The sequence below is a fragment of the Pacificibacter sp. AS14 genome (assembly GCF_038899935.1).
Lineage (GTDB): Bacteria > Pseudomonadota > Alphaproteobacteria > Rhodobacterales > Rhodobacteraceae > Celeribacter.
In genome coordinates, this window is sequence record NZ_JBBMQI010000009.1 from 1 (window position 1) to 25,494 (window position 25,494).

General features: G+C 52.1%; 26 protein-coding genes and 1 pseudogene. 14 read left to right on the top strand and 13 right to left on the bottom strand.

Features of this window, described 5'->3' with window-relative positions:
* From WNY38_RS10150 to rpsU, 3 genes and pseudogenes are all read left to right on the top strand, one after another.
* Positions 1 to 142: pseudogene (locus WNY38_RS10150) on the top strand (IS30 family transposase); the annotation flags it as partial.
* 273 nt (positions 143 to 415) lie between these two features.
* Complete coding sequence (locus WNY38_RS10155) at positions 416 to 1,174, top strand: YHYH protein (protein WP_342857230.1); 759 nt, start codon at positions 416 to 418, stop codon at positions 1,172 to 1,174.
* A gap of 252 nt (positions 1,175 to 1,426) precedes the next feature.
* On the top strand, positions 1,427 to 1,627 hold the full coding sequence (gene rpsU, locus WNY38_RS10160; protein ID WP_342857348.1) for a 30S ribosomal protein S21: 201 nt from the start codon (positions 1,427 to 1,429) through the stop codon (positions 1,625 to 1,627).
* A 234-nt stretch (positions 1,628 to 1,861) separates the two neighbouring features.
* Here rpsU and WNY38_RS10165 read toward each other — a convergent pair whose 3' ends face one another.
* The 3 genes from WNY38_RS10165 to WNY38_RS10175 form a co-directional block, all read right to left on the bottom strand.
* A complete protein-coding gene (locus WNY38_RS10165) occupies positions 1,862 to 2,170 on the bottom strand; it encodes a hypothetical protein (protein ID WP_342857231.1) in 309 nt (102 codons plus the stop codon).
* A 425-nt stretch (positions 2,171 to 2,595) separates the two neighbouring features.
* Positions 2,596 to 3,120: a YbhB/YbcL family Raf kinase inhibitor-like protein gene (locus WNY38_RS10170; RefSeq protein ID WP_342857232.1), complete on the bottom strand. Its 525-nt coding sequence runs from the start codon at positions 3,118 to 3,120 to the stop codon at positions 2,596 to 2,598.
* 101 nt (positions 3,121 to 3,221) lie between these two features.
* Positions 3,222 to 4,001: an AraC family transcriptional regulator gene (locus tag WNY38_RS10175; RefSeq protein ID WP_342857233.1), complete on the bottom strand. Its 780-nt coding sequence runs from the start codon at positions 3,999 to 4,001 to the stop codon at positions 3,222 to 3,224.
* A 266-nt stretch (positions 4,002 to 4,267) separates the two neighbouring features.
* Between WNY38_RS10175 and WNY38_RS10180 the strand changes: the two genes are divergently transcribed.
* From WNY38_RS10180 to WNY38_RS10200, 5 genes are all read left to right on the top strand, one after another.
* Positions 4,268 to 5,440 carry a phosphotransferase gene (locus tag WNY38_RS10180; protein ID WP_342857234.1) on the top strand — a complete coding sequence of 391 codons (1,173 nt, stop codon included), beginning with the start codon at positions 4,268 to 4,270 and terminating at the stop codon, positions 5,438 to 5,440.
* A gap of 285 nt (positions 5,441 to 5,725) precedes the next feature.
* Complete coding sequence (locus tag WNY38_RS10185; protein ID WP_342857235.1) at positions 5,726 to 6,184, top strand: DUF2267 domain-containing protein; 459 nt, start codon at positions 5,726 to 5,728, stop codon at positions 6,182 to 6,184.
* Between the two features lie 189 nt (positions 6,185 to 6,373).
* Entirely contained in the window at positions 6,374 to 6,931 is a 558-nt protein-coding gene (locus WNY38_RS10190; protein WP_342857236.1) for a GNAT family N-acetyltransferase, read from the top strand.
* A 301-nt stretch (positions 6,932 to 7,232) separates the two neighbouring features.
* Positions 7,233 to 9,188, top strand: a complete 1,956-nt coding sequence (gene parE / locus WNY38_RS10195; protein WP_342857237.1) for a DNA topoisomerase IV subunit B — start codon at positions 7,233 to 7,235, stop codon at positions 9,186 to 9,188.
* A gap of 51 nt (positions 9,189 to 9,239) precedes the next feature.
* Positions 9,240 to 9,947 carry a hypothetical protein gene (locus tag WNY38_RS10200; protein ID WP_342857238.1) on the top strand — a complete coding sequence of 236 codons (708 nt, stop codon included), beginning with the start codon at positions 9,240 to 9,242 and terminating at the stop codon, positions 9,945 to 9,947.
* 93 nt (positions 9,948 to 10,040) lie between these two features.
* On the opposite strand, the gene WNY38_RS10205 is transcribed toward WNY38_RS10200, so the two are convergent.
* Positions 10,041 to 10,283: a hypothetical protein gene (locus WNY38_RS10205; protein WP_342857239.1), complete on the bottom strand. Its 243-nt coding sequence runs from the start codon at positions 10,281 to 10,283 to the stop codon at positions 10,041 to 10,043.
* Positions 10,284 to 10,554: 271 nt separating this feature from the next.
* On the opposite strand from WNY38_RS10205, the gene WNY38_RS10210 reads away from it, so the two are divergent.
* Complete coding sequence (locus tag WNY38_RS10210) at positions 10,555 to 10,686, top strand: hypothetical protein (RefSeq protein WP_342857240.1); 132 nt, start codon at positions 10,555 to 10,557, stop codon at positions 10,684 to 10,686.
* Positions 10,687 to 10,796: 110 nt separating this feature from the next.
* On the top strand, positions 10,797 to 11,000 hold the full coding sequence (locus WNY38_RS10215) for a hypothetical protein (RefSeq protein WP_342857241.1): 204 nt from the start codon (positions 10,797 to 10,799) through the stop codon (positions 10,998 to 11,000).
* Positions 11,001 to 11,224: 224 nt separating this feature from the next.
* Here WNY38_RS10215 and WNY38_RS10220 read toward each other — a convergent pair whose 3' ends face one another.
* The 4 genes from WNY38_RS10220 to proS form a co-directional block, all read right to left on the bottom strand.
* A complete protein-coding gene (locus tag WNY38_RS10220) occupies positions 11,225 to 11,905 on the bottom strand; it encodes an ABC transporter ATP-binding protein (protein WP_342857242.1) in 681 nt (226 codons plus the stop codon).
* Positions 11,898 to 13,193: a lipoprotein-releasing ABC transporter permease subunit gene (locus tag WNY38_RS10225; RefSeq protein WP_342857349.1), complete on the bottom strand. Its 1,296-nt coding sequence runs from the start codon at positions 13,191 to 13,193 to the stop codon at positions 11,898 to 11,900. Before WNY38_RS10225 ends, WNY38_RS10220 begins: the two co-directional genes overlap by 8 nt.
* A 157-nt stretch (positions 13,194 to 13,350) precedes the next feature.
* The gene (locus WNY38_RS10230; protein ID WP_342857243.1) at positions 13,351 to 13,851 is read right to left on the bottom strand and encodes a DUF2937 family protein; all 501 of its coding nucleotides are present in this window, start codon (positions 13,849 to 13,851) and stop codon (positions 13,351 to 13,353) included.
* Positions 13,852 to 14,042: 191 nt separating this feature from the next.
* Positions 14,043 to 15,380, bottom strand: a complete 1,338-nt coding sequence (gene proS, locus WNY38_RS10235) for a proline--tRNA ligase (protein WP_342857244.1) — start codon at positions 15,378 to 15,380, stop codon at positions 14,043 to 14,045.
* A gap of 899 nt (positions 15,381 to 16,279) precedes the next feature.
* On the opposite strand from proS, the gene WNY38_RS10240 reads away from it, so the two are divergent.
* The 4 genes from WNY38_RS10240 to WNY38_RS10255 are packed head-to-tail and all read left to right on the top strand — an operon-like array spanning position 16,280 to position 22,047.
* Positions 16,280 to 17,452: an AI-2E family transporter gene (locus WNY38_RS10240; protein ID WP_342857245.1), complete on the top strand. Its 1,173-nt coding sequence runs from the start codon at positions 16,280 to 16,282 to the stop codon at positions 17,450 to 17,452.
* Positions 17,453 to 17,455: 3 nt separating this feature from the next.
* On the top strand, positions 17,456 to 18,160 hold the full coding sequence (locus WNY38_RS10245) for a DnaA/Hda family protein (protein ID WP_342857246.1): 705 nt from the start codon (positions 17,456 to 17,458) through the stop codon (positions 18,158 to 18,160).
* A 29-nt stretch (positions 18,161 to 18,189) separates the two neighbouring features.
* Positions 18,190 to 20,376 (top strand): RNA degradosome polyphosphate kinase, encoded by a 2,187-nt coding sequence (locus tag WNY38_RS10250; protein WP_342857247.1) that lies wholly within the window; start codon positions 18,190 to 18,192, stop codon positions 20,374 to 20,376.
* A 48-nt stretch (positions 20,377 to 20,424) separates the two neighbouring features.
* A complete protein-coding gene (locus WNY38_RS10255; RefSeq protein ID WP_342857248.1) occupies positions 20,425 to 22,047 on the top strand; it encodes a Ppx/GppA family phosphatase in 1,623 nt (540 codons plus the stop codon).
* Here WNY38_RS10255 and WNY38_RS10260 read toward each other — a convergent pair.
* The 5 genes from WNY38_RS10260 to WNY38_RS10280 form a co-directional block, all read right to left on the bottom strand.
* Complete coding sequence (locus tag WNY38_RS10260; RefSeq protein WP_342857249.1) at positions 22,044 to 22,448, bottom strand: hypothetical protein; 405 nt, start codon at positions 22,446 to 22,448, stop codon at positions 22,044 to 22,046. The two genes, WNY38_RS10255 and WNY38_RS10260, sit on opposite strands and share 4 nt — an antisense overlap.
* Positions 22,441 to 23,493 (bottom strand): endonuclease/exonuclease/phosphatase family protein, encoded by a 1,053-nt coding sequence (locus tag WNY38_RS10265; RefSeq protein ID WP_342857250.1) that lies wholly within the window; start codon positions 23,491 to 23,493, stop codon positions 22,441 to 22,443. Before WNY38_RS10265 ends, WNY38_RS10260 begins: the two co-directional genes overlap by 8 nt.
* The gene (locus WNY38_RS10270) at positions 23,493 to 24,176 is read right to left on the bottom strand and encodes a TerB family tellurite resistance protein (protein WP_342857251.1); all 684 of its coding nucleotides are present in this window, start codon (positions 24,174 to 24,176) and stop codon (positions 23,493 to 23,495) included. The genes WNY38_RS10265 and WNY38_RS10270 overlap by 1 nt, the downstream gene beginning before the upstream one ends.
* 81 nt (positions 24,177 to 24,257) lie before the next feature.
* Positions 24,258 to 24,749 (bottom strand): N-acetyltransferase family protein, encoded by a 492-nt coding sequence (locus WNY38_RS10275; RefSeq protein WP_342857252.1) that lies wholly within the window; start codon positions 24,747 to 24,749, stop codon positions 24,258 to 24,260.
* The gene (locus tag WNY38_RS10280; protein ID WP_342857253.1) at positions 24,746 to 25,366 is read right to left on the bottom strand and encodes a VOC family protein; all 621 of its coding nucleotides are present in this window, start codon (positions 25,364 to 25,366) and stop codon (positions 24,746 to 24,748) included. Before WNY38_RS10280 ends, WNY38_RS10275 begins: the two co-directional genes overlap by 4 nt.
* Between the last annotated feature and the right edge of the window lie 128 nt (positions 25,367 to 25,494).

The following is a 25,494-nucleotide window of genomic DNA, read 5'->3' on the forward strand; positions in this document are numbered from 1 at the left end:
GCCGCGCGGAACGGATCTATCAGTCCATTCCCAAGCAAAACTCAGCGCAATTGCAAGACAACTCAACGAACGGCCTCGCAAGACCTTGCAATATCAGACGCCAGCAGAGAAGTTCGCACAGTGTGTTGCGTCGACCAGTTGAGATCGCCGTGCATACTTGCCATCGCTGCGGTTACAGCATTTTACGCTCCAGAAATTTAGATATGTTAGAGTTAGATATGTTAGAGATTGACCTCTGTGCGATGTGCAGTGAACGGAAAGTCTAACACCAAGTTGTCCAAAATCGCGACATCCGAGCGTCGCGTTGACTGCTGCTGTAATTTTTGGGCTAATTTGGGCTAAAAAGTACGAATTTTTCGACGGAAACCCGTTACAGCACCGTTTAAATCTTATGGAAATCAACAGGAGACAAATAATGTCCACCCTTCGCGCTGCATTCTTGTCAGTTCTGGCCTCGACAGCTCCAGCATTGGCTTATGAAAACGTTACCACAATGGAAGTCAAAGGTGATATGACCTGTATGTCTTCCAACGGCGCGCCAAACCATGACATGGGACAGTTCCCCAACCGCGCCAATCCCAATGCGTTTCGGGAACAAAATTTGACATTCTGCTTTCCAACAACCCCGCGCATGGCTCAAACGGTTACCCGCAATCTGATGACGGCTGGGGTCTCCGTCACAGGCATTCCAATTCGTCCCTTTACGGCTGGCTATTATGACCCGAACGGGCGCCGCGGGTTCAGTCAGGACCCTTCAAGCGGATGGCGTCAGCAAGCTATGCACGACCCCCGCAGCTTAGGCATGGACGATCAAAACGCCCATGTCGATAAATCAGGCCTGTATCATTACCACGGCGTCTCAACCGATTTGGTGGCGTCCCAAGGTGGCGCACTGGTTGGATACGCGCCAGATGGGTTCGAGATAAAATATAGTCCCTCGACAGCAACGTCTTCATGGCAGTTGAAATCCGGAATGCGCCCAAACCCTCCAGGGGATGCGTATGACGGAACCTACGAGCAGGATTTTGAATATATCGCCGGAAACGGAACCCTTGACGAATGCAACGGTGGCATAGTGAACGGCACCTACACCTATTTCGCCACGGATACCTATCCTTACTTCCCGCGTTGTTTCAAAGGCGAAGTGAACCCGCAGTTTATGACGAGAAACTGAGCGCTCTGAGTCTTTCTGGCGCAATGTGCCACGCGAAAACCAAGCTGTGTACTTTTCTGTCTGGTGCCACGAATCTTAATTAAGGGATGCGTATGGCACTGGACGGTGACTTAATTGGGCTGAAAAACAACAATTGTCAACGGCAGCAAAGTCTTCACAGCAGGCCTTGCTGTACAAGATCGTTTAGGGTTGCTATCTGGCCAGTAGGTGCAGATGATTGCAACTCCAAACAAGAAAGCTAGTGTAAACCAAATGCAAGTTAGTGTTCGCGACAACAATGTCGATCAGGCCCTCCGGGTCCTAAAGAAAAAACTCCAAAAGGAAGGCGTATTCCGTGAAATGAAGCTCAAGCAACATTTCGAGAAGCCTTCCGAGAAAAACGCGCGTCAAAAAGCAGAAGCGATCCGTCGTTCCCGCAAGCTGGCACGTAAGAAGCTGGAACGCGAAGGATGATCTAATTCAACTCTTGATGTTGAACAAACACCCCCGTTGTCCGATGGCAGCGGGGGTTTTCCGTACCAGCAGGGCGTTTTTACATGGACAGCTCAAATTCAAGACCCTCCAAAAACGGACTTTGCGATAACCGCAGCAATGTCCGCACAGCCGAACCTCGCCTTTCTATTTGGCGTTGATCTCCTGTGCAAATGCAGCGCAAGTCGGCAATGAGCCCAGACCTACCGCCTGCGCTTACGGAGTTTCGACGTAGACCAAGTCGTAAACGTATGACTTTGAACCCTTGCGGCTGACCCAAACACCTTCGGGAGGTGAAGCGTCGGATTGCTTTGCGAGCTGATCCCATGGTCGCCCTAAAACTTCTGCGTCGTCCCATGCGCCCGCAATCCAGCGAAGTTTCTCATGCCAAATAATCCAATAATCTCCGTCGCTTCTCTTGAAGCCAACTCTGCCCATCGGGTCTGTGGCCTTCGCGAAGCGGTAAACGAGATCATCAATCCGCCTCCTAAGTTCGAACGCAACGGTTTGCGTACCTTCATCCATAACATCAACTCCGAGTTATTGAGCATAATAACGAAAACGAAAACGGCAGCAATGTCCGCACAGCCGAACCTCGCCTTTCTATTTGGCGTTGATTTCGTGTGCAATCGCAGCGAAAGTCGGCAATGAGCCCACTTTACCAAATTTCTGCAATGCAGCTCATGCCTGCCTATCACGGTTGAGTCAAAAACGTACAACAACCGCTTGGGTTTTGAACGAGATTTGTGGCGGTGTAAAATTAGATGATTTGTGGTCATTCCCAAAACGGCCGTTTTTGCAACATTCCGAAGGTATGTTATCAACACAGTTTACGGAACTTCTGCGTTTACGCTGTAGGTGGGCACACTGTGATCAGCTGTTGAGTTTTCAGTTTCATGATCATTGCCACTTATAAATGGTGCCCTCAGCACGAGGCCAGGGGCAAGAATCTAACGGTTATAAACGGCGGTGATCGTGGATGAGGCTAGGCTGTTTGCATTCACCATAAAGCCCGCCAATGCGTTGCTGACCGAGCTGCCCATCTCCAACGTTGTGCCTAATGCGTGCACAGTGAACTCATACCGGTGGACTTCGCCGGGGGGAGGACAAGCGCCGCCGAAGCCTTCTGCGCCGTAGTCGTTCGTCAGCTGCACGCCGTCGATTTCACCATCAGACGGCAAGGATGTCGTATCAGCGGGAATGTTGAAGGCAAACCAATGCCACCAACCTGATCCTGTCGGTGCATCTGGGCCGTAGACAGTGACGGCAAAGGTCTCGGTGCCTGCCGGAGCCCCGGACCATACGAGTGTTGGGGCCACGTTGCCGCCTTCGCAGCCGAAACCTTGGAACACGAATTCAGAGCTCAGTTGCTGGCCTTCGGCGATGTCTGGGCTGGTGAGGGTGAACTGTTCTGCCATTGCAGGTGCGGCCAATATCGTCGTCAAAGCAGCAGCTAAAAATAGGGAGCGGGTCATTGCGATATCCTTTCAGGGATTGTGCGATTTTAATGACCTTGATTTAGCCATTAAAACGCAGCACCGCTTCCGGCTGCCAATCAAAAAATATCTTAATTTGATCATTTTGCCGCTGAACCGATATCTTTTGGCTTAATTCCGAATCTTTTTCGGAAAGCATCGGAAAAATGCGATGGTGTTTTAAAACCACAATCTAGCGCGATCTCGGACACTTGTGCATCTGTGGTTTGCAGCAGACTGAGCCCATGTTCCAACCGTGTGTGGAGCAAGATCTTGGCAAAGCGCTGACCGGTTTTCGACAGCCAGCGTCGCATCGTGGCCTCGCTCATCGCGAAATGTGCGGCGACTTCATTCGCCATCCACGGGTGGCTCAGGTCTGTTTCGATCAGGCTGCGGACTTGACTGATCGGGTGGTCTTCGACCTGCGTGGGCAAATAGATGCCATGCTCGCGCAGCCAGATCAGGGGTTCGAGCAAACGGTGCTGCCGGATCACATCTGGTAGTGTCTCATCCTCTAAAGTGGATTGGATGAGGGCAAGGATTTGAGCGGGATGGTGGCTCGCGGCGCGCACGATCTGAACCCCTTTTGCTTCGGCTGGGCTCGGTAAATCCGCATAGACGGCATCAATCAGAGCATGAGTAAAGCAGACCCCCAAAGCGCGATAATCCTCGCCCAAGATAGGCCGGTTCACCATCGTGACCATAGAACCCGGTGGGAAAATCATCAAATCTCCTTCGCAGCCCAGCATCTCACCTTGCGTTGGTGTTTCAACATGCTTGCTGCCGCGTTCGATGAAGAAAAAAAACGTCAACCGGAAATACAGGTCCGCAAATGTGGCGGTGGTTGCTTGAGAAATTTGGTAGATAGAGACCTTTTCCATAGCCTGTCCTTAGCTGGTTGGGCACAGCATTTATACTGCCAACGATATGGTCTTTTGTCTCGCAAGGCCGACAGTGACCAGCGTATTCATAAAGATCCGATTTTCTGCCCCCTGTTTCACTAACGAGCGTTTGTTGAACGGCTTCCCAAAAGCCGAAATGCGGGACCTGTGCTGGAGGTCTGCTTTGTCCGCACAGCCGAACCTCGCCTTTTTATTTGGCGTTGATTTCGTATGCAAATGCAGCGAAAGTCGGCAAAGAGCCCAGAATGACCGATGCTGCACGATGCGCTAATGTCCGCATTCATTTTCTTTGGCGATCAAAAGTGATAAGCCCATTCCATGCAATATCGCGAGGCAAGCACCAGTTGAGCATCGGTACGATACCCCAGATAGTAGAAGACGTCAGCCAAAATTGGTTGGAAAGCGTTTTATCCAAAGGTTTGCGGCTGCCCAGCTTTGAGTTGCATCCACTCGAGGCGAACAATAGCAGCATAGCTCGTTTGCTTTTTGAGGAGGATCCACCCGTTCGGCATGTACCTCGGTCATGCGTTCTAAAGCTCTGCCCCGCAGGCCACGATTTCTTGGCAGCTTCTGAGATCAATTATTACAATCGCGATTATTTGGAGTTGAATGATGCGCCAATACCAAAGTGTTACCACGCGGTGTGGGCAGGCGGCGAAACATCTGAATCCAAAGGCCAAAGCTATGCCTTGTTTCTAGAAGACCTGAGCGCCGGCTACACTGACAACAAAATGATCGCCCCCACTGACGCTCATGCTGCCAATCTTGGTCATGCGTTAGGACAGTTGCACGCGCACCACTGGGGGCATGACGCTGATCCCGAAGGTCGACATGATCTGAAATCCGACTTCGGCGGGTATCTCGCGCATGTTTCCAAGGGCCTTGATCCTGTATTGCATGAAATGGGGGATGCGCTTGATACATCATCGCGCGCGCGGTTGCACAGCCTGTTCGACACGGATGCTGAACGCATATTGGAGCGCGCTACTGCGGGCAATGGTCTTACGCTTGTCCATGGTGATCCGAACCCGACGAACGTCTTGACGTGCACCACGCCTCGAAAAGATCGTCCGCCGCTTTTCCTGATAGATCGACAGCCATTTGAATGGTCCATGCGCGTATGGCTGGGTGCGTCTGATCTCGTATATGCGGCTGTTCCGTTTTGGTCTGAGGAGCATCGCAGAGAACTTCAGACAACCTTGCTGCAAAGCTATCACCGTTCGCTTGTGGCAAACGGAGTAGAGAACTTTTCGATGGAAGACCTTCAGGAAGATTGGCGAATTTGCACATGCATGGCTGCATTTACAGCTATTGAATGGGGCAGCGATCCAAAATCGCTGACAGGCATGAAGTGGCTCTGGGAAAAACAGCTAGGGCGCGCCCTCATTCTCCTTGAAGACTGCAATGTCGGCAAGTGAGTAGTTTTCGAAAATCGCTTTGCTCCGAAAGGAGGGGTATCTGGGCGAAAGCGGACCTTGATTCGAAGGCGTGCAAGGACAGCTCCGTCCCGCACAGCCGAACCTCGCCTTCCTATTTGGCGTTGATCTCGTGTGCAAATGCAGCGAAAGTCGGCAAAGAGCCCAATATGACTGATGCTGCGACGAGCATGAATGTCCGCTATCGCAAAAAGGTTAAGCTCGACGCCTCAGCCGTCCTCTGGCTAGAATAGGCAATGATTGAACGTAAATGAGGCGAGACCGTAAATGCCGATGCCGTGGACATACCGCCATGCTTCCAAAGAGTGGCGAGCCTTTCTTGATGAAGTGAAAGAACGCATGTCGCTTGAGTCCGACAATATGGCCTACACCGCTGTGGACGCTGTTTTGCAGGTCTTTCGACGCCGCCTGACGGCAGAACAGGGTCTAGCCTTCGCAAGCGTCCTTCCGGCTGTTCTCCGCGCGATTTTCGTAAAGGGTTGGAATGTTTCCGAACCGCCGGTTCCATTTGCGGAGCGGCAGGTCCTCACCGATGAAGCCAAGCAGGTTCGCGTAAACCACAACCTGACGCCAGACAACGCAATCGAAGCGACTGCCTGGGCAATCCGAAGGTGCACTGACACCAAGGATTTCGAGAGAGTGCTGGGGCAGCTTCCTGACGGGGCCGCTTCGTTCTGGCATGTCGATGTCAAAGACCCGACAGAACTGGATCAACGGATAATTTAGCGGCGTATGCAGTCGTTCCGAATGAGAAAGCGAAAGCTCACTTTGTCCCGCAGTGCCGCCGCTCGCCTTCCTATTTGGCGTTGATCTCGTGTGCAAATGCAGCGAAAGTCGGCAAAGAGCCCAGAATCACTAATGCTGCGGCTTGTACGAGTGCCTGTTTTCAAGAAATTCACTTATGGTACCGACCAAATGATATTGCTCAAGCCAAGCATTGATAACATTCCCGCATACGTCTCGGCTTTGCAAAAAGGCTGGTCGCCGGACAATTTGCGGTCCAAAGCCGCACAAGAGCAGATAGCCAGCATCTCAAAGGACGCAGCATCATTTGTTTTGAATCTCGATGATCCGACTGCAAGGGCAGGACCAGTTACATTGCCAGACGGCTCGAAAGTGCCACGCTTGCCAAGTATCCGTCGTTGGATTTGGGATGATGAGTTTTGTGGCCACATAGGTTTGCGATGGAAGCCGGGCACGGAAGAGTTGCCTCCAACTTGTTCGGGTCACATCGGGTATGCTGTCGTACCTTGGCGACAAGGAGAAGGGCTGGCGTCTGCCGCGCTTGTTGGAATTCTTCCAGAGGCGAAGGCAATCGGCTTGAGATACGTCGAAATTACCGCTAGCCCTGATAACCCTGCGTCAGTGCGGGTCATCGAAAAAGCAGGCGGCACTTTGACAAGAACCTATATTGCCGACAAGGCTCTTGGTGGGCACGAGACGTTGGAGTTCAAAATTTCGCTGGCTGAGTAAGCTAATTATGGAAGCTGTCGTTCAACTCCAAGAAAGGAACGGCACCCTTTGTCCCGCATAGCAGACATTAAACTCTGCAAAATCATAACCGGTGTGACGAAAGGATCAGCGGTGATGGTTAAAGGCGTAATCCGCACGACGCAGACTGGAACCTGTATGATCTAGCGCCCTGCTCACGTTCTGCGCATATGATCTGAACACGCCTCTCCCACATCTCCCTCAGCCTACATCTTGCGGTTTGCCCGCTTGGGTGGTCTAATCCTATCCTAAAGAGCAAAACCAAGAATCGAGCACAGTGCCAATGTCCGACGATCTCCTCGCAGGGTCCACACCCACCTACGACGCCTCCTCTATCGAAGTGCTAGAAGGCCTCGAGCCCGTGCGCAAACGCCCCGGTATGTATATCGGCGGCACCGATGAGCGCGCTTTGCACCACCTTGTGGCCGAGATCCTCGACAACTCCATGGACGAAGCCGTCGCGGGCCACGCCAATCGCATCGAGATGACCCTGCACGCGGATTTTTCCGTCACCATCACCGACAATGGCCGTGGCATCCCGATCGATCCGCATCCCAAATTTCCTGGCAAATCCGCGTTGGAAGTCATCCTGTGTACGCTACATGCGGGCGGTAAATTCTCGGGCGATGCTTATGCGACCTCTGGCGGTTTGCACGGAGTTGGGTCCTCTGTTGTGAACGCTCTGTCTGACAGTTTGATCGTTCAAGTCGCGAAAAACAAAGAACTTTATGAGCAGCGTTTCTCGCGCGGCATCCCGCTTGGTCCCGTTGAAAAAATCGGTTCTGCCCCCAACAAACGCGGCACTTTCGTGACATTTCACGCCGACGAGCAAATTTTTGGCAAACACCGCTTCAAACCCAAACGCCTGTTCCAATTGGCGCGCTCCAAAGCCTTTTTGTTCTCTGGCGTTGAAATCCGTTGGAAGTCCGAAATCGATGACAATGAGACGCCAACCCAAGCCACCTTCCACTTCCCCGGTGGCCTCGCGGATTACCTCAAAGAAACCCTCGGCAAGGCCATGACCTACGCGGACGCGCCTTTCGCGGGCACCGTCGCATTCCAGCCGCGCTTTGGCGTACCGGGCAAAGTCGAATGGGCCGTCAACTGGACGCCCTCGCGCGATGGTTTCATGCAATCCTATTGTAACACCGTGCCAACCCCCGAGGGCGGCACCCATGAAGGCGGCTTTTGGTCTGCCATTCTCAAAGGCATCCGTGCCTATGGCGACCTTGTGGGCAATAAAAAGTCCAAAGACATCACCCGTGACGATCTGATCACCGGCGGCTGCGCTTTGGTGTCTTGCTTCATCCGTGACCCCGAATTCGTCGGCCAAACCAAAGACCGCCTTGCCACCGCTGATGCCGCGCGTCTGGTGGAAAACGCTGTGCGCGACCACTTTGACAACTGGCTGGCCGCTGACACCAAATCCGCGGGCGCTATCCTTGATTTCCTTGTGCTGCGCTCAGAAGAACGCCTGCGCCGCCGCCAAGAAAAAGAAACCCAGCGCAAAACAGCCACCAAAAAGCTCCGCCTTCCGGGCAAGCTTACGGATTGCACCTCAAAAGACCGCGTGGGCACCGAGCTGTTTATTGTGGAAGGCGACTCTGCGGGGGGCTCTGCCAAAGGCGCGCGCAAACGCGAAACCCAAGCGCTTTTGCCGCTCAAAGGTAAAATCCTTAACGTGCTGGGCGCGGCCTCAAGCAAGCTGCACACCAACCAAGAAATCAATGACCTTTGCGAAGCCTTGGGCGTTGGCATGGGCACGCGGTTCAATGTCGAAGACCTGCGCTACGACAAGATCATCATCATGACCGATGCGGATGTCGACGGCGCGCATATCGCGGCTTTGCTGATGACATTCTTCTTCACCCAGATGCGGCCCTTGATTGACCAAGGCCACTTGTACCTCGCCTGCCCGCCGCTCTACCGCCTCACCCAAGGGGCCAACCGTTTGTATGTGACGGATGATGCGGAAAAAGAGATCTGGATGGACAAAGGCCTTGGCGGCAAAGGCAAAATTGACGTGCAGCGGTTCAAAGGACTTGGCGAAATGGATGCCAAGGATTTGAAAGAAACCACGATGGACCCCAAAACCCGCAAGTTAATCCGCGTGACAATCGACGAAGATGTCCCCGGTGAAACAGGCGATCTGGTCGAGCGTCTGATGGGCAAAAAACCAGAAATGCGCTATCAGTATATTCAGGAGAACGCGCAGTTTGCTGAGGAATTGGATGTATAGGGGATTTCACGCAAGCAGGCTTGCGTGAAATTATTTTAAGGACGGCTATTTATGATCGATTTCGATTCACTTTCAAAAGATCCGAGCGAAGCAATACTCACTCTTAGCTCGCAAATATTGGGTATAGTTCCAATTGAGCGAGCTTCCTTTGATGATTTTCGGAAAGCCGAACCGAAGGCAGCCATGAACGTGGTGCTGCTGTTTAAAGCTATATTTCAAATTTCTCCTCGAATTCTAGATAGCTCGATACAAGGTTTTCTTCTCGTGTTTGCTCAAATCTCAGAGGGAGATAGCCTTAGAGAAGTAAGGGAAAAAGCGTCGGCAATTGGTGACGCTATTGTCTCAATGAAAGTTGAAGACCACTTCCTCTCTGCCAAAGATGTCGAAGAGTTTGAGGTGGCGGAAGTTCCTCAAGACGAGCGAGAAAATATCAGAGCCGCACTACAAAATGCACGTGATCTAGCATCGAAAGCGTCTTTCATGAGTGATCCACTCAAAAGGAGTTTTCTCGTCAAAATCAGCAAAGCCGAAAATGAACTCTTTAAGGAAAAAGTTGGCCTCCAAGCATTTTGGGCAGCCGCTTACGATGGAACCAGATTGCTTCGCCGCTTCGGCGAAGATGCCCAACCTCTAGCAGATGCGATCGAAAAGGCTCGGACTAGCACCGAAAGATACACAACAGGTTACGATCAAATAGGGATGGATGAGCCTCCAAAGCAAATCGAAGACAAGTCAGGAGAAACTGACCCGAGCGCCTGACCCGAGGGGGGGCGACGTAGGCGCCCGCCCATGGGGCGGGGCGGGCGCTCGTGATTTTCTTTTTGAAAATCACTCTGAAGAGGTTCTCAAGCCTTAGCCGTTTTCGCAGCCAACACCATTTCCATCACGGTCCAAGCCGTAAACATCGGGGCCAACAACTCGAACAGGTCCCACCACATAAGCAGGCCCGTTGCCGCTTCCGCTTGAGCAATCCACATCACTGGCAATCGGAACACATACGTCAGTATAGGACGCATGACAGCCAGCAGCCGAAACAGGGGAAATAGACGCCGCAAAAATCGCGGCAGAGGTCAAAAAGACCGTCAGGTTTTTCATGATCTAAATCTCTAAAAGAGGAAAATGTTAACACTTAATTAACTAAGGTTAACGCACTCCAAATACAAGCGGCGCGCTACGGCCTTTAACTTGTTTCACAAAAAGAAGGCACTCACTTTAAATCCCCCCAATCACAACTCCGTGCGCAGGTCTTGAGACTCCCACGACAAGCCCCTTAATCTAATGAACCAGACCCGCAAAACGGCCTGACACTGCCCGAAGCTGGCTCACCCCGAGCCCCCTTTGTGGGCAAAGGTTTAGGACTATCATTATGAACACCTTCTTCAAATCCCTCGTTCTCACTCTGTCTGCTTTGATGGCATCGCCTGCTTTGGCCGATTCAGACGATCCACGTCACTCTGTCCAAAGCCAGCAGACACAAAATATCCTGCACAAACAGTAACCTGCACGCACGCAGGACTTATTTTAAAAAAATTAAAATAAATGTGAGATAAATCGACGGAACCTTTCGGTTGACGCGTATTAACTATGTTCAACACTAAGGAGCTTGTTATGCGTCCATCAAAAGTAACCCGTCCGGCCCTCGTTCTCGCTGCCATGCTTATGGCTGCAACACCAACATTAGCACAAGGCACTCAGCCCCATGCAAAGCCCATGATCGCGGCCCCTGCCCCCCAAGCGCCAGCTGGCAATGGGCTACTCGAAGTTCTTGCCCTCGTCGGCATATTTGGCCTGCTCGTTCACGCTGCGAAGTAAGTCCCGACTTCAAAGCTAGACCTGTGTGCAAGCCCCGCAGTGATCCCCGCGTTCTGTCCCGAACGCGCGCGATCACTGTGGGGTTTTTTCTGTGTGAAAGGGGGGGGGCGCGACAGTTTGAAACGGATTGAGGCAGCGAAAACCATTAAAACATGTAAAGCCGCCCTGCCCCAAACCGTGCAAAAGTTTAAAACACGCGCCACAATGTCTTTAAAACAAGTGGTTTAGGCCTCGACCAGCACGCCATTGTCCAGCCGCAGCACGCGGTCCATTTTGCCCGCCAGTTCCATATTATGCGTCGCGATCAAAGCGGCCAGACCTTCGTCTTTTGCCACACTCATCAGCGCCTCAAACACACGGTCTGACGTCGCAGGGTCAAGGTTCCCAGTGGGTTCATCCGCCAATAACAATGCCGGCTGGTTGGCCAGCGCACGGCAAAACGCCACCCGCTGTTGCTCGCCGCCCGACATCGCCGCAGGTCGGTGATCTGCGCGGGCTTCAACCCCAACAGATGTCAATAATTTCAACGCTCTAGCCTCAGCCTCTGCTTGCGGCACACCATTGGCCAGCTGCGGCAAAACGATGTTTTCCAGTGCAGAAAATTCCGGCAAAAGATGGTGAAACTGATAGATAAATCCCACCTGCGCCCGCCGCACCGCCGTGCGCGCATGATCATCCAGTCCTGTGACATCCGTACCGTTGATATGCACAGCGCCACCATCGGCAGAATCCAGCAGTCCAGCAATGTGCAAAAGCGTCGATTTCCCCGCCCCAGAAGGCGCCACAAGGGCAACAACTTCGCCCTTTTTCACGGTCAAATCCACACCATTGAGCACCCGAATTTCATTGGGTTTTCCAAGGTTGTAACGCTTACTAACCCATTGAAGTTGCAACATATCACTCATAGCGCAGCGCCTCCACAGGGTTCATCCGCGCGGCCTTGCGCGCCGGAAAAATAGTCACAACAAACGACAACCCCAAAGACAGGGACACGGCTTTCATCACATCCACAAATCGCAGCTCAGCCGGAAGCGCATAGATGCCCCGAATGGACGGATCCCAAGCCCCCCCACCGTTGAGATAATTCACGAAAGACATGATGTTATCGATATACATCGCAAACAGCGCACCAAGGGCCACACCGGCCACAGTGCCGATGATGCCTGTGAAGGCCCCACAGATAAAAAATACCCGCATTACAGAGGCTTGCGTCAATCCAATGGTGCGTAAAATGCCAATATCGCGCCCTTTATTTTTGACCAACATAATGAGACCAGAGACGATATTCATCGCAGCGATCAGCACCAAAATGGACAGAATGACGAACATCACGTTGTCCTCGATATCCAAGGCCCGCAAAAACGACCCAGAGGCATCGCGCCACGTCCAAACCATGCCCCGCTCGCCCACAGCCATCAGCAAAGGCATGGCCAGATCATCGACCTGTTCAGGGTGCTCGACCATGACCTCGATTTCATCGGCAGCGCCTATACGGTTGAAGTACTTTTGGGCCTCGCCGAATGGCAGGTAAGCCCTTGTTTTATCAATATCATATCGCCCAGCGGTAAAGACATAAACCACCTCATATGACGACACACGCGGCGAGGTTCCGAAAGCGGTTTTTGCCCCGTTTGGCGAGATCAATTTGATCGTATCGCCAACAGTCACACCCAGCTCGCGGGCGACGCCAGACCCAATGGCTATGCCCTCATTAAAGCGCAAAATATCGCCCCAAGAGTCGTCAGGCGTTTGGCCCACACGCGGGATGGTCAAAAGGTCGTCGTAAGAGATGCCGTAGACATCAATAGCAGCATTGGAAGACCGGTAAGAGCCAAGCACCTGACCACGCACTAAAGGGGCGGCACGGGTGACGCCAGGGACGGCGCGAATGGCCTCGGACCAAGCATCAAAATCGGTGATCGCGCGCGAGGTCTGCCCCTCTTCCACATAGATCGACGAATAGACAGTGACATGGGCGTTAGAGCCCAGAATTGTATCAACAAATTCGTTTCTGAAGCCTGTGCGCACAGCCAAGGTGATGATCAACGCAGCCACGGCCAAAGTGATGCCGATGAGCGAAATCCACGTCATCGTAGAGACACCGCCCTCTTCGCGACGCGCCCGCAAATAACGCCATGCGATCAGCCATTCAAACCGTGAAAACGGGGCCGTTGAAACTGGTTTGGTTTGGATCACAAGGTCTTCCTTTGGGGCCATTTATCGCTGAGGCGACCATGTTGGCAAAGTTGCAAAAGGTCAAGTTCTGCAACTGTTTGCGGCATCGGCAAAACATGTTTTTAATCTTCGTCAAACCGCGCTCAATACATTTGCGGAACGCTTGTGCCGTCGGTTAAAATCGCGCAGGTCGACGGCGACGAAACGGCCACATCAGGAAATGCAACAAGGCCGCAATAAATGCCCAACCAAAAACATAGCCGATTACAGAAGACAATGCACCCTCAAGCGTAAAAGGCAAAGCGGGGCGAAACGTGTCATAGGTCGCGCGCACGACAGCTTGGTCGCGAAGCCGATGCGGCATGGAAATCCGCGCAATCGGCGAGGCCCCTCGGAGCGCCGAAAGATCATCTTCAAGCTTACGATGACGCGCAATGGTTGCGCGCATATCATTGCGCCGGTTCTCCAAGAATACTGTGCCGCCCATAGAGGCCAAGGCCTCTTCACGGGTGAGGCTTGCTTTTTGTGCTGAGGTGTCAAAATCTTGGATCACTACAGAAAGCGCATCAACCTGTCCGCCCAAACGCTGCATGTATTGTTGAGTAAATTCAGGGAATTGCGATAGCGTTGCCGCGCCGAGCATCCCGCCTATGAGTGTCAGTGTTTTTAGGATCATGCTCTGCCTCGGAGCTAGTATTCTTACCTTATTCTTGTCGCGAGGTTAGTCAGATTCGGCCCATTACGCCAAGCTATCCTTAGACTCTGCGCGAGTCTTTGCCGCAGATGTCTATGAAAACAGCAAAACGCCCTACAAAATATGCAGGGCGTTCAAATGTTGTCTAACATGCAAGCTCAGCGTGGAGCCGCTTAGTGGTTTGCGTAGATTTTCGCGATCTTTTCCACGGCCAGTTCTGGGGTCATTTCCTCGGATTCACCTGTACGGCGCGACGTCACTTCGACCACACCGTTTTTCAACCCACGCGGGCCGACGGTGATGCGCCAAGGCAGGCCGATCAAATCCATCGTCGCAAATTTGCCACCAGCACGTTCTTTGCGATCATCGTACAAAGGATCAAGACCAAGCGCTTGGAAGGATTTGTAGAGCGCATCACACGCCCCATCGGCTTCCTCGTCGCCTTGTTTCAGGTTGACGATGCCAACGTGGAACGGGGTAACGCCTTCGGGCCAGATGATGCCCTTGTCGTCGTGGTTGGCTTCGATCAAAGCGCCGAGCAAACGCGACACACCGATACCATGTGACCCCATGTGCACAGGGGTCTTTTTACCATCTTGGCCGACGACTTCTGCGCCCATACTCTCGGAGTATTTGGTGCCAAAATAGAATATTTGGCCGACTTCAATACCGCGTGCTGTCATTTGGCGATCTGAAGGCACCTTAGCAAACTCATCAGCGTCATGGGTCTCATCTGTGCGCGCATAAAGCGACGTAAATTCTTCCATCACACCGCGGCACTGGTCCACATCATAAGGGTCGATGTCGCGCGCGCCGAGTTTGATATCGGTCACACCTTTGTCGTAGAACACCTCGGATTCGCCAGTCTCGGCCAAGACCAAGAATTCATGCGTGTCATCACCGCCGATGGGGCCTGAATCCGCGCGCATAGGAATAGCTTGCAAGCCCATGCGTTCATAGGTGCGCAAATAGGACACAAGATGACGGTTGTAAGCGTGCATCGCATCTTCTTTAGTTAAATCAAAGTTGTAGCCATCTTTCATCAAAAACTCACGGCCCCGCATCACGCCAAAGCGCGGACGCACTTCGTCGCGGAACTTCCACTGAATATGATAAAGCGTCAAAGGCAGATCTTTGTAAGACCCCACATGAGCACGGAAAATATCTGTGATCATTTCTTCGTTGGTCGGACCATATAACATGTCGCGACCGTGGCGATCTGAAATGCGCAGCATCTCATCGCCGTAAGCATCGTAGCGACCGCTTTCACGCCACAAATCAGCAGACTGCAATGTGGGCATCAAAAGCGGGATGTGCCCGACGCGTTGCTGTTCTTCATGGACGATGTTCTCGATTTTTTTCAAGACCTTATAGCCCAAAGGCAACCACGAATAGATCCCTGCAGATTGCTGGCGGATCATCCCCGCGCGCAACATCAACCGATGAGATGCAATCTGTGCATCTGCTGGGGTCTCTTTCAGAACGGGCAAAAAGTAACGGCTTAGGCGCATCGTATAGCCTCTGGGTATAGGTGAATTTATATCGGTCTAAGCGATCCGCTTCAGGCAAACAAGACGCCAAAAACCTTTGTTTGAGAACTTATCGATTTTGTAGCCTCTTTGGTGCAGATCTCTGAAACTCCATTCGGTTCAGAGGAAAAAGGCGCGCGGGTGAATTTGACTTCATATGGCTGAGTGGTATTGCGCGTGCCTTGCCTTCACGCCCCTTGCTATGCTCAGCGCGTCACCACAAGACCCGCGCAATCCTTTGAAACGCAACGGCGCAATATTCATTTTCAACGGTGACCTGCTCGCCATTTTATGTGTGGGACTTGCGGTTGTCACGGTCGGGTTTGTTGCCCTCACCATGGCCAAATTGTCGTCGCGATCATTGATGGCCTATGGTTTACATGCATTGCATTGGTTTACATGCATTGCATTGATCGCGGCGCGCTCAGGTTCAAGGGCCTCAAAGGTCTGATTGCTCAAGCCTTCGTCGGTATTACCATCACCATGAATACTGCTTTTATTGGGCACCCGCTCCAAATCGACGTACATATGGTCTAGTTTGCAGTCTTGGCCATGACGGTTTTGATGAACAGCAATGCAGCGATGTTGACAGCCGCAGGAACCATCGCGCTGCATCGCGTGATCTTAATCTTTGTGATGCAGACCTTGCTCTGTCCATCGTTCGATTTAATGGAAAACATCAAAGACAAAAAGGCGCAAACAAATGCCGCCCCTAGTGGAGGCCCGTGCCTCGTCCACCCAAGCAGATGAGGGCATCTGCAAAAACATGCAAAACGCTGTCAAAACTATGGCTGAAATTGAAAATCGATGGCTCTTTGGGCTACTAGGACTTGAATACACGCGAAGACAGGGCGATATGTAATAAAACACGGAGAAATTTTTTGGCCCTACCTGCCCGCGATCAAGTCAAATACTGGAGCATAGCCAGCGTTGTATTCTTGGGTGCGATTTGGCTTTTAGGCGATGTGATGTTGCCTTTTATTTTAGCTATGGCGGTTGCCTATATGCTTGATCCTGTGGCCGATAGACTAGAGGCTGCTGGATTATCGAGAGCACTTGCAACAGTGGTGATCACTGCAGTAGCAGCGTTCGTTTTTGTATTGATAGCGCTTTTGGTTTTACCGACACTCGCCGGCCAAGCCACTGACTTAATAGCGACCGCGCCGCAATTATTCGATGACTTGCAAAAATTTCTGACATCTAAATTCCCCGAAATTTTGGACGAACAAAGCCAATTACACCAGACTCTAGTGCAAATAGGCGAAACAATTCAATCCCGAGGCGGTGAGTTTTTGTCATCTGCGATTGGATCTGTCATGAGCATTTTTAACGTGATGATGATTTTGTTTTTAGTGCCTGTGATTACCTTTTATCTGTTGCTCGACTGGGACAGAATGGTCGCAGAAGTCGATAAACTTTTACCTAGAGATCACGCCCCAGTGGTACGCCGACTTGCCTTGGAAATCGACGAAACACTTGCATCATTCATTCGCGGACAAGGCACGGTTTGCCTCATTCTAGGCGGGTTTTACGCCGCAGCTCTGATGCTTGTAGGATTGAAGTTTGGCCTCGTCGCCGGCGCAATCGCGGGCGCACTTACGTTTATTCCCTATGTCGGAGCGCTTGTAGGCGGCGTTTTATCCATTGGCCTGGCACTGTTCCAGTTTTGGGGCGGCACGGAAGTCATTGATGGGGACACCGTTGTGGTTGCAACGGATTGGCTGCGCATCGGCCTGGTAACTGGTATCTTTGCGCTGGGACAGTTTTTTGAAGGCAATATTTTGACACCGAAATTGGTTGGCTCCTCGATCGGCTTACATCCTGTATGGCTGATTTTCGCGTTGACAGCTTTTGGAACGATGTTCGGCTTTGTTGGAATGTTAATTGCGGTTCCGGTGGCAGCATCCATAGGCGTAATTGCAAGATTTGCGATTGAGCAATATCATGACAGTCCATTGTACACAGGGCTTGAGGCAAACAATCAAGGTACAGAACCTACCAATGGGGACTCATCCATCGATACAAATGACGTCGATAGTTCTGAGCAGTCCTAACAGATGGCTGAACAACTAACCTTTGATTTACCTGTGCGCGAGGCGCTACAGCGCGAGGCATTTTTTGTCTCTCCATCTAATGCGATTGCCCTTGCAACGCTGGACGCACGACAGCTATGGCCAAGCAACAAACTTGTTCTCACCGGGCCTCGGGGGTCAGGTAAAACCCATATGGCGCATGTGTGGGCCATGGATTGCGACGCCATGATCATCGGTGTTGATGAATTGGCCCAAGCTGATATTCCCATGCTGGCCAGCTTGCGCAATATTGTTGTCGAGGACGCCGATCGCATCGCCAATGTTTCAGACGCGCGCGCCACTGAAGAGGCACTGTTTCATCTACACAATTTAACATTGGCCGAAGGGGGGCATTTGTTAGTGACCGCCAGCACGCCACCAAATCTTTGGAAAATTGGCCTGCCTGATTTAGCCTCGCGCATGCAAGGCACATCTGTGACCAAGATCGACGCACCAGACGACGCCTTATTGTCCGCGATGCTTCTCAAGCAGTTCGAAGATCGTCAATTGGCAGTTTCCTATCCGTTAATCCCGTTTTTGGTCAAGCGAATGGAAAGATCGACAGCCAATTTACGCCGCATAGTAGAGGCGCTTGATGCTGCCGCATTGCGTTTAGGAAAACCAATTTCGCGCAAGTTCGCCGCACAAGTTCTGGACAACATTTCTTTGAACACGCAAGATAGTATCTGAAGCTCCCTCACATCGGTAACGCACGTGGTATGACATTGACGACATTAACAGATTTTCTAAATGCGCCTTTTCCTGAGCCTACAGATTTGCCCGCGGAAAGCCTTGAGGGACCCAAGCGGTTCTTCAATCGTGAATTGAGTTGGCTGGGATTCAACTGGCGTGTTTTAGGGGAAGCGCAAAACCCCCGTGTGCCATTGCTAGAAAGGTTGCGATTTGTGTCTATTTCTGCAGCCAATTTGGACGAATTCTACACTGTGCGTGTTGCTGGCCTACGTGAATTGGCCAAAGCTGGCAACACGACACCTGCTGCGGATGGTCGCTCACCCGCAGAACAATTGGCGCTGATCTCAAAAGATGCGCGCCAATTACTGGCCGCACAGGTAACCGCGTGGGAACACATTCGCAGTGAAATGCATTTGCAAGGCATCTCAATACTGACGCCAGATCGCTTAACCGAAGATGATTTGAACCATCTACGCGATGTGTTTTTGACGCAAGTGTTTCCGGTCTTGTCGCCATTGGCCATTGATCCCGCACATCCGTTTCCGTTTGTGCCAAACTCTGGTTTTGTGTTGGCGCTACAGATGGTGCGAGATAAAGACAGACGTTCGTTGCAGGCTCTGTTGCCGATTCCAGCCCTAATTGACCGTTTTATTCGCCTGCCAGAAACTCCTGAGACTGCGGACCGTTTTTTACCACTCGAAGACCTGCTTCTGATTTACATTCGCAAGCTGTTTCCGGGCTATTCTGCCGAAGGGTCGTGCACCTTTCGCGTTCTGCGCGACAGTGATCTTGAGGTCGAAGAAGAGGCAGAAGACTTGGTCCGTGAATTTGAAACGGCTCTCAAACGCAGACGTCGTGGTGAAGTGGTGCGGTTAAAAATATCTCAAGGTGCTCCAGATGCGTTGCGCACGACAATCAAAGAGCAATTGGGCGTGTCTGAAGACGAAATCGTTGAGGTTCCAGGCATGCTGGGGTTGGCGGACCTGAAGGGGCTGGTTCTAAGCACACGCAGGGATTTGCAATGGCCGAACTATACGCCGCGCGTACCAGAGCGCGTCCAAGATCACGAAGGCGATATGTTTGCAGCGATAACACAAAAGGACATTTTGCTACATCACCCATATGAGACATTCGACCTTGTGATCCGGTTTTTGGCACAGGCGGCGAATGATCCGAACGTGGTAGCGATCAAACAGACTTTGTATCGAACATCTCATGATAGCCCGATCGTGTCGGCGCTTTGCGAAGCGGCTGAAAATGGCAAGATGGTCACAGCATTGGTCGAGCTGAAAGCTCGCTTTGACGAGGCCGCCAACATCCGTCAGTCACGCCGCTTGGAGCGGTCCGGTGTACATGTTGTCTACGGCTTTACCAACTACAAAACCCATGCGAAAATTTCTACCGTTGTGCGTCGAGAAGGTAGAAAGCTTGTGACATATACGCATTTTGGCACTGGCAATTATCACCCGATTACGGCGCGGATCTATACTGACTTAAGCTTTTTCACATGTGATGCTGCTTTGGGCCGAGACGCAACGAAGGTGTTCAACTACATTGGGGGCTATGCGCCACCAGAGGGCTTAGAAAACCTGTCAATTTCACCGCACACTTTGAAAAGGGACCTTTTGGCAGGGATTGCGTGCGAAGCAGAATTTGCGCGCGCGGGAAAACCTGCCGAAATTTGGGCCAAAATGAATTCCTTGGTCGAGCCAAAAGTGATAGACGCGCTTTATGCTGCGAGCCAAGACGGTGTCAAAATTAATCTTGTCATCCGCGGCATCTGTGGCCTGCGCCCTGGCGTGAAAGGCCTGTCAGAAAATATCCGTGTCAAATCCATCATTGGGCGGTTCTTGGAACATTCGCGCATCGTTTGCTTTGGCAATGGCAAAAGCCTGCCGTCGAAAAAAGCAAATGTCTATATGTCATCCGCAGATTGGATGGGACGAAATCTCAACCGCCGAGTAGAAACACTGGTCGAAATCAATAACCCCACAGTAAAAGCGCAAATTCTTCAGCAAATCATGGCCGCGAACATGGCCGATGTTGCGCAAAGCTGGATCTTGGCGGGTGACGGCACTTGGCAGCGTCCCGAACTCGATTCGGATGCTATACCCTTTTCGTGCCACCAGTTCTTTATGGAACACCCGTCGCTATCGGGTCGCGGCTCTGCTGGCGTCAAGGACGTGCCTGAGCTTACACATACAAACCTTTAACCTCGCGCGCACAAACTGACTTGAGAAAGACAGCCGTAAACGTGCTCAATGATTGACAGCACTGCCTTTGATTTGGCAGTCTGCACCACAGCCACTGGGGAAGACATTTTGCCGACACCTAAATCAGCGCTGACACTAGCAGCTGCTCAAAGCGAATGGGGCGTGTTTGGACGTCCGCTTTTCCTTGACGAAGATGCGCGTGCCTTGTCACGTGTAGGCGTTGTCGATGTCGGGTCCAACTCGGTGCGTATGGTTGTATTTGATGGGGCTGCGCGCAGCCCTGCGTATTTTTACAATGAAAAAATCCTGTGTGGTTTGGGCGCTGGACTGCGCGAAACGGGGTTATTGAATCCCAAAGGCAAGGCGCGTGCCTTGTCCGCAATCAAGCGGTTTCAAAAACTCGCACGGGGTATGGGAATCCCCCCGCTGACAGCTGTTGCCACAGCCGCCGTGCGGGAGGCTCAGGACGGTCCTGCATTTCGGGAGGAAATACTGCAGGAGACCGGCCTGAACCTTTGGGTGATCGACGGCGAAGAAGAAGCCCGTCTGTCAGCACAAGGCGTTTTGTTAGGTTGGCCTGACGCAAAGGGAATGATCTGTGACATTGGCGGCTCCTCTATGGAACTGGCTGTGGTGGGCGATGGCGAGGTGGGCAAGCGCATCACCTCCCCCCTTGGTCCATTGAAACTGCAAGGTCTCAAAGGCGGACGCAAAGGCATCAAAGACCACATCAAGCCCATCATGGCGGATTTGGCCGAAACGATGGGTACGGATCATAAACGTATCTATTTGGTCGGTGGATCGTGGCGCGCCATCGCGCGGATCGATATGGAACGCCGCGGATATCCGCTGCATGTTTTGCATGAATATCGGATGTCCGTACGCGATGTGAGCAAGACGATTCAGTACATCCGCACAAATAATCTTGAAGACGTTCGCGCCAAAACCGGCACATCGTCTGCGCGTATGGCTTTGGTGCCGATTGCCTCGGAAGTGCTGCGCCAATTGGTGCTGACGTTTAGACCCAAAGAAATCTGTATTTCATCCTATGGCATCCGCGAAGGCCTGCTGTACGAGCAAATGCCGGCTTCTGTGCGTGCCCGCGATCCTTTGATCGAAGCTTGCCGTTTTGCCGAACAAAAAGACGCCAGAATTCCTGGCGTAGGTAAGCGCCTGCACAGATTCATCGAACCTATTTTTAGGGCCCGCGAATACCATAAAATGCGACTGATCCGGGCCGCGTGCTTGCTGCACGATGTGACATGGCGTGCACATCCCGATTATCGCGCAGAGGTTTGCTTTGACAATGCTACACGTGCAAACCTTGGCGGGCTGACTCATAAGGAACGTGTATTTTTGGGGCTGGCCTTACTACATCGCTATAAAAACTCCCGCGAAGGTTCGAACTTTGCGCCGCTCATTGAAATGCTATCAGACAAGGAAATTCAAAACGCAGAAGTGCTTGGCAAGGCTATGCGATTTGGCGCGATGATCGCAGTTGATGCACCCGATGAAATCGCGAAACTCAGCTATTTTCCAAAGAAAAAGGAGCTAATTTTGACGCTGCGCCCTGAAGCGATTGATCTGTTTGGAGAAGTGTCCGAGGCGCGGTTCATGTCATTGGCCTCTTCGCTTGGCGCAAACACGCAAATCAAACACGCCAAAAGCTAAATCTCGATGTCGTCATCCGGCATGGAATCACTTTCGATTGGCTGACGCGGGATTGGCAGCACGGGCGCAGCTTGCTTTCCTATGTCCGCGTCCTTGGGTGTCTTGCGCTGGATCAAAATATCGCCATTGGGCAGCATCACAGGAGGCTCATAGGCCTCAAGTTCAAGTGCGAATGCTTCGAACCCTTTCAGCGCAGGCGCGAGATGAGCGAATAGATCCTGCATCAGCAATTCTGCGCCATCTCGCAAAAGTGCGAAGCCATCATCAGGCGTGTCAGCCTGATCTTCTGGTGTATCCTCGGCCAAAGCCAAGCTTGGTAGGATCACCAGCGCAAAAACGGTATGACGCAAAATCTGTTTCATAAACTTATTATAGTGCTGCAAATTTAAAATTTCACCCATTCTTTAAATCCAGACCCACGTTTGTGAGATCCAAATCCAAGGTCACCGGAAAATGATCTGAGGCAGTCACCAAAGCTTCGCGCAAATCGACATCCTCATAACACGCGCGATCATCAAAGGGATGCCAAATCCGCCACGCGCCTATCGGAGCCAAATCCTTTGATACCATAATGTAGTCCAACAAAGCCGACAGATATCGATTTTCATGGCGAATAAAAAACCGAGACGTTGTGGGAGCAGCGCTCGCACGCGGCGCCATCGCCATCCGCGCATGTGGATCAAACAAGCGCTGATCCTCAAGCGCGCCCCCCACGCCTTCTCCGATCACAATCTCAAGACCTGAGCGCCCAAACAGGGCTTCGAATTCGTCCAGGCCAGGCCCGTCGTTAAAGTCCCCAAGGACAATCAAAGGATCACCAGCAATCAAATGCCGCTCGATCCTTTCGCGCAACCAAATACACTGCGCCCGCTGCTTGCGACGGTTTTCAATGGAAATGCGGATTTCTTCATCGCGGTTTCGCGCACCATGGGGCGCTTTGGATTTCACGTGAACGCCGATCATCCGAAAGGAAAACCCTGTTTCACGCACCTGCATGGCTAGTTCCAAAGGAGGCTTTGAAAACGAGATGGGATCACGGTTCATATCCGTGTCGATATCAAGGTGATAAACTGAATCGAACACAGGTGGGCCGTCGTCGGAACCACGCTGGTCATGTTTGGCGCGCAATATCAAAGGATCGTAGAGCAGCGCGATCTCTTGCTGCGTGTCATTAAGAAACCCCGTGACAACCGCGCGTGCGCGAATACCGGCAAAATCTGCAAATTGTTCCAGCGCTTGCACCGTGTCGCGCTTACGTGACGTATCTGGCGCCTCAATCACCATGATCGCATCGGCATCTAGCGCGGTGAACACCTTTGCCAATGCATTCAATTGATCAATGCGTCTAACATCGTGTCGACGCGACCAAGCACCATCCAAAAGCGGTGTGCCTTGCGCGTCAAACAGCGCGTCAAACCATTCCACATTATAGGTGGCGATGCGCACTAGTTTGCGCGTTCCAAAGCAATTTCTTCCCATGCGCCATTGATCTCAGCCAAACGTCGTGTCGCCATTTGCACCGCCTCTGGCGGAACACCACGCGCAATCATCTTGTCCGGATGAGTTTCACGGACAAGACCGCGATATGCCGATTTGATATCCTCAAACGCCATATTTGGATCGACCCCCAAAATGTCATAAGCATCGCGTTCTGCGTCAGGGACAAACCGCGCGCGAATAATGCGGAATCTTCGCTCACTGATTTCAAAAATCTCGGCCACACGGTGCAAGAACGCGTCTTCTTTCTGGTGGTATTCGCCATCGGCCATCGCGATATGAAACAGCCCATCCAAAAGATCGAAAAGTGGCGTGCAATTGTCGCCGTACATAGCTTTTACGCGTTTGGCATAGTCTTCAAACCCTGCAACATCTTGACGGGCAAGGTTGAACACGCGCCCAGCTGCGACCTCATCTTCACTGGATATATCGAAAACTTCGCGAAAAGCTGTCACTTCCGCGCGCGTCACAAGCCCGTCAGCCTTGGCCATTTTGGCGCCCAAAGCGATCACTGCAATGGCAAAACCTACGCGCTGCTCAGGCTCCGACCGCAGACGATCAAAAACTGCAGACAAGCTTTCGCCAGCGCGCAACGCCGCGATGGCGTCTAATATGCGGAACCAAATGGACATGAAAATACTCTAACGAAAATGCGGCTGACTGTCAGGTCACAAACTCATGATGAATTGCTACACAGGCAGACCCGCTGAAATTCAAAGCATCTTTTGCATGAACAGCGCATCCAACCAACGATCAAATTTAAAACCGGACTGCGGAATGCGACCGACCTCTTTGTATCCTAGCGCCTCATGGAACGCGATAGAGGCCGTGTTATCGCCATCGATCACACCGATCATCGATTTGTGCCCTGCCTCGCGGGCGTGTTCTTCGATGGTGATCAGCAAAATGCGCCCATATCCACGTCCTTGCGCAGCATCACTTAGGTAAACGGAATGCTCCATCGTGTACCGATAGCCGTTATTGGAACCACGAAACTGTTCGTATGTGGCGTACCCGGCCACAACCCCGTCGACTTCGGCCACATAGAATGCGCGCCCGTCTTTAAGGCGTGCCTCGATCAAGGCGGCCCATTCATCGACGCTGCGTTCCACCGACGAAAAGGTCGCTGTAGAGCCTTCGATCACAGGTTTCATGATCGCCTTTAAAGCGCTCGCGTCTGCAGGTGTTGCCGTACGAAGTGTCATGCGATCCAAATCTCCCCTGAGGCTGATCCAATTTCTGCTTGCAAAGATGCCACCGCGCCTTCGCCAATAGAGACATTTTCCATCGCTTGCACAAAAGGTGCAAGAGCTGCACGCAAATCAGTTGCGTGCGGATGTGTCAATTTCAGTCGGCGCAATCGCAGGTCACGATGCGGCAACTGTGCCGCGGGGTGCGATGATTGCCATTCAATAAAGGTCGGAAAACAGCCATCGAACAGCGGATTACCATCATCAGGCACCAACATGCGCCATGCGTAGTCGCCACGCTCAAACGACATAATCCGCCCAACTGTGGCAGGAGCGCGTTCCCATGCTTCATCCAGATCATCGCAGCGGATCACCCAATTTGACAGCTTTGGCGGACCACCAACATCGTCCAATCCAAACCAACGCGGATGCTCCGGTTTGGGCGCATCGGGATCAGTCGCAATCACTTCGATATAGGACCCAACGTCAAGGCGCACGACGTGATTGTGTGTACCCATGTGCGCATGGGCGCCACGGGATTCAAGCGGCACATCCAAAAGCCCTTCGGCCCAAAGGCGTCCTTGGCTCAAATCGGAGGCGCACACCACCAAATGGTCTAATTCATACGGCATAGGTCACCAAAAATAGTATACGGGATCTAACAACACCAACGTCGTGTTGTTTTTAAGCATGGTGACCCTGTAGCAGGAGAATGAAAAGCCAAAAAGGACCCGACATGCATCATGCCCTTTTCTTTTAT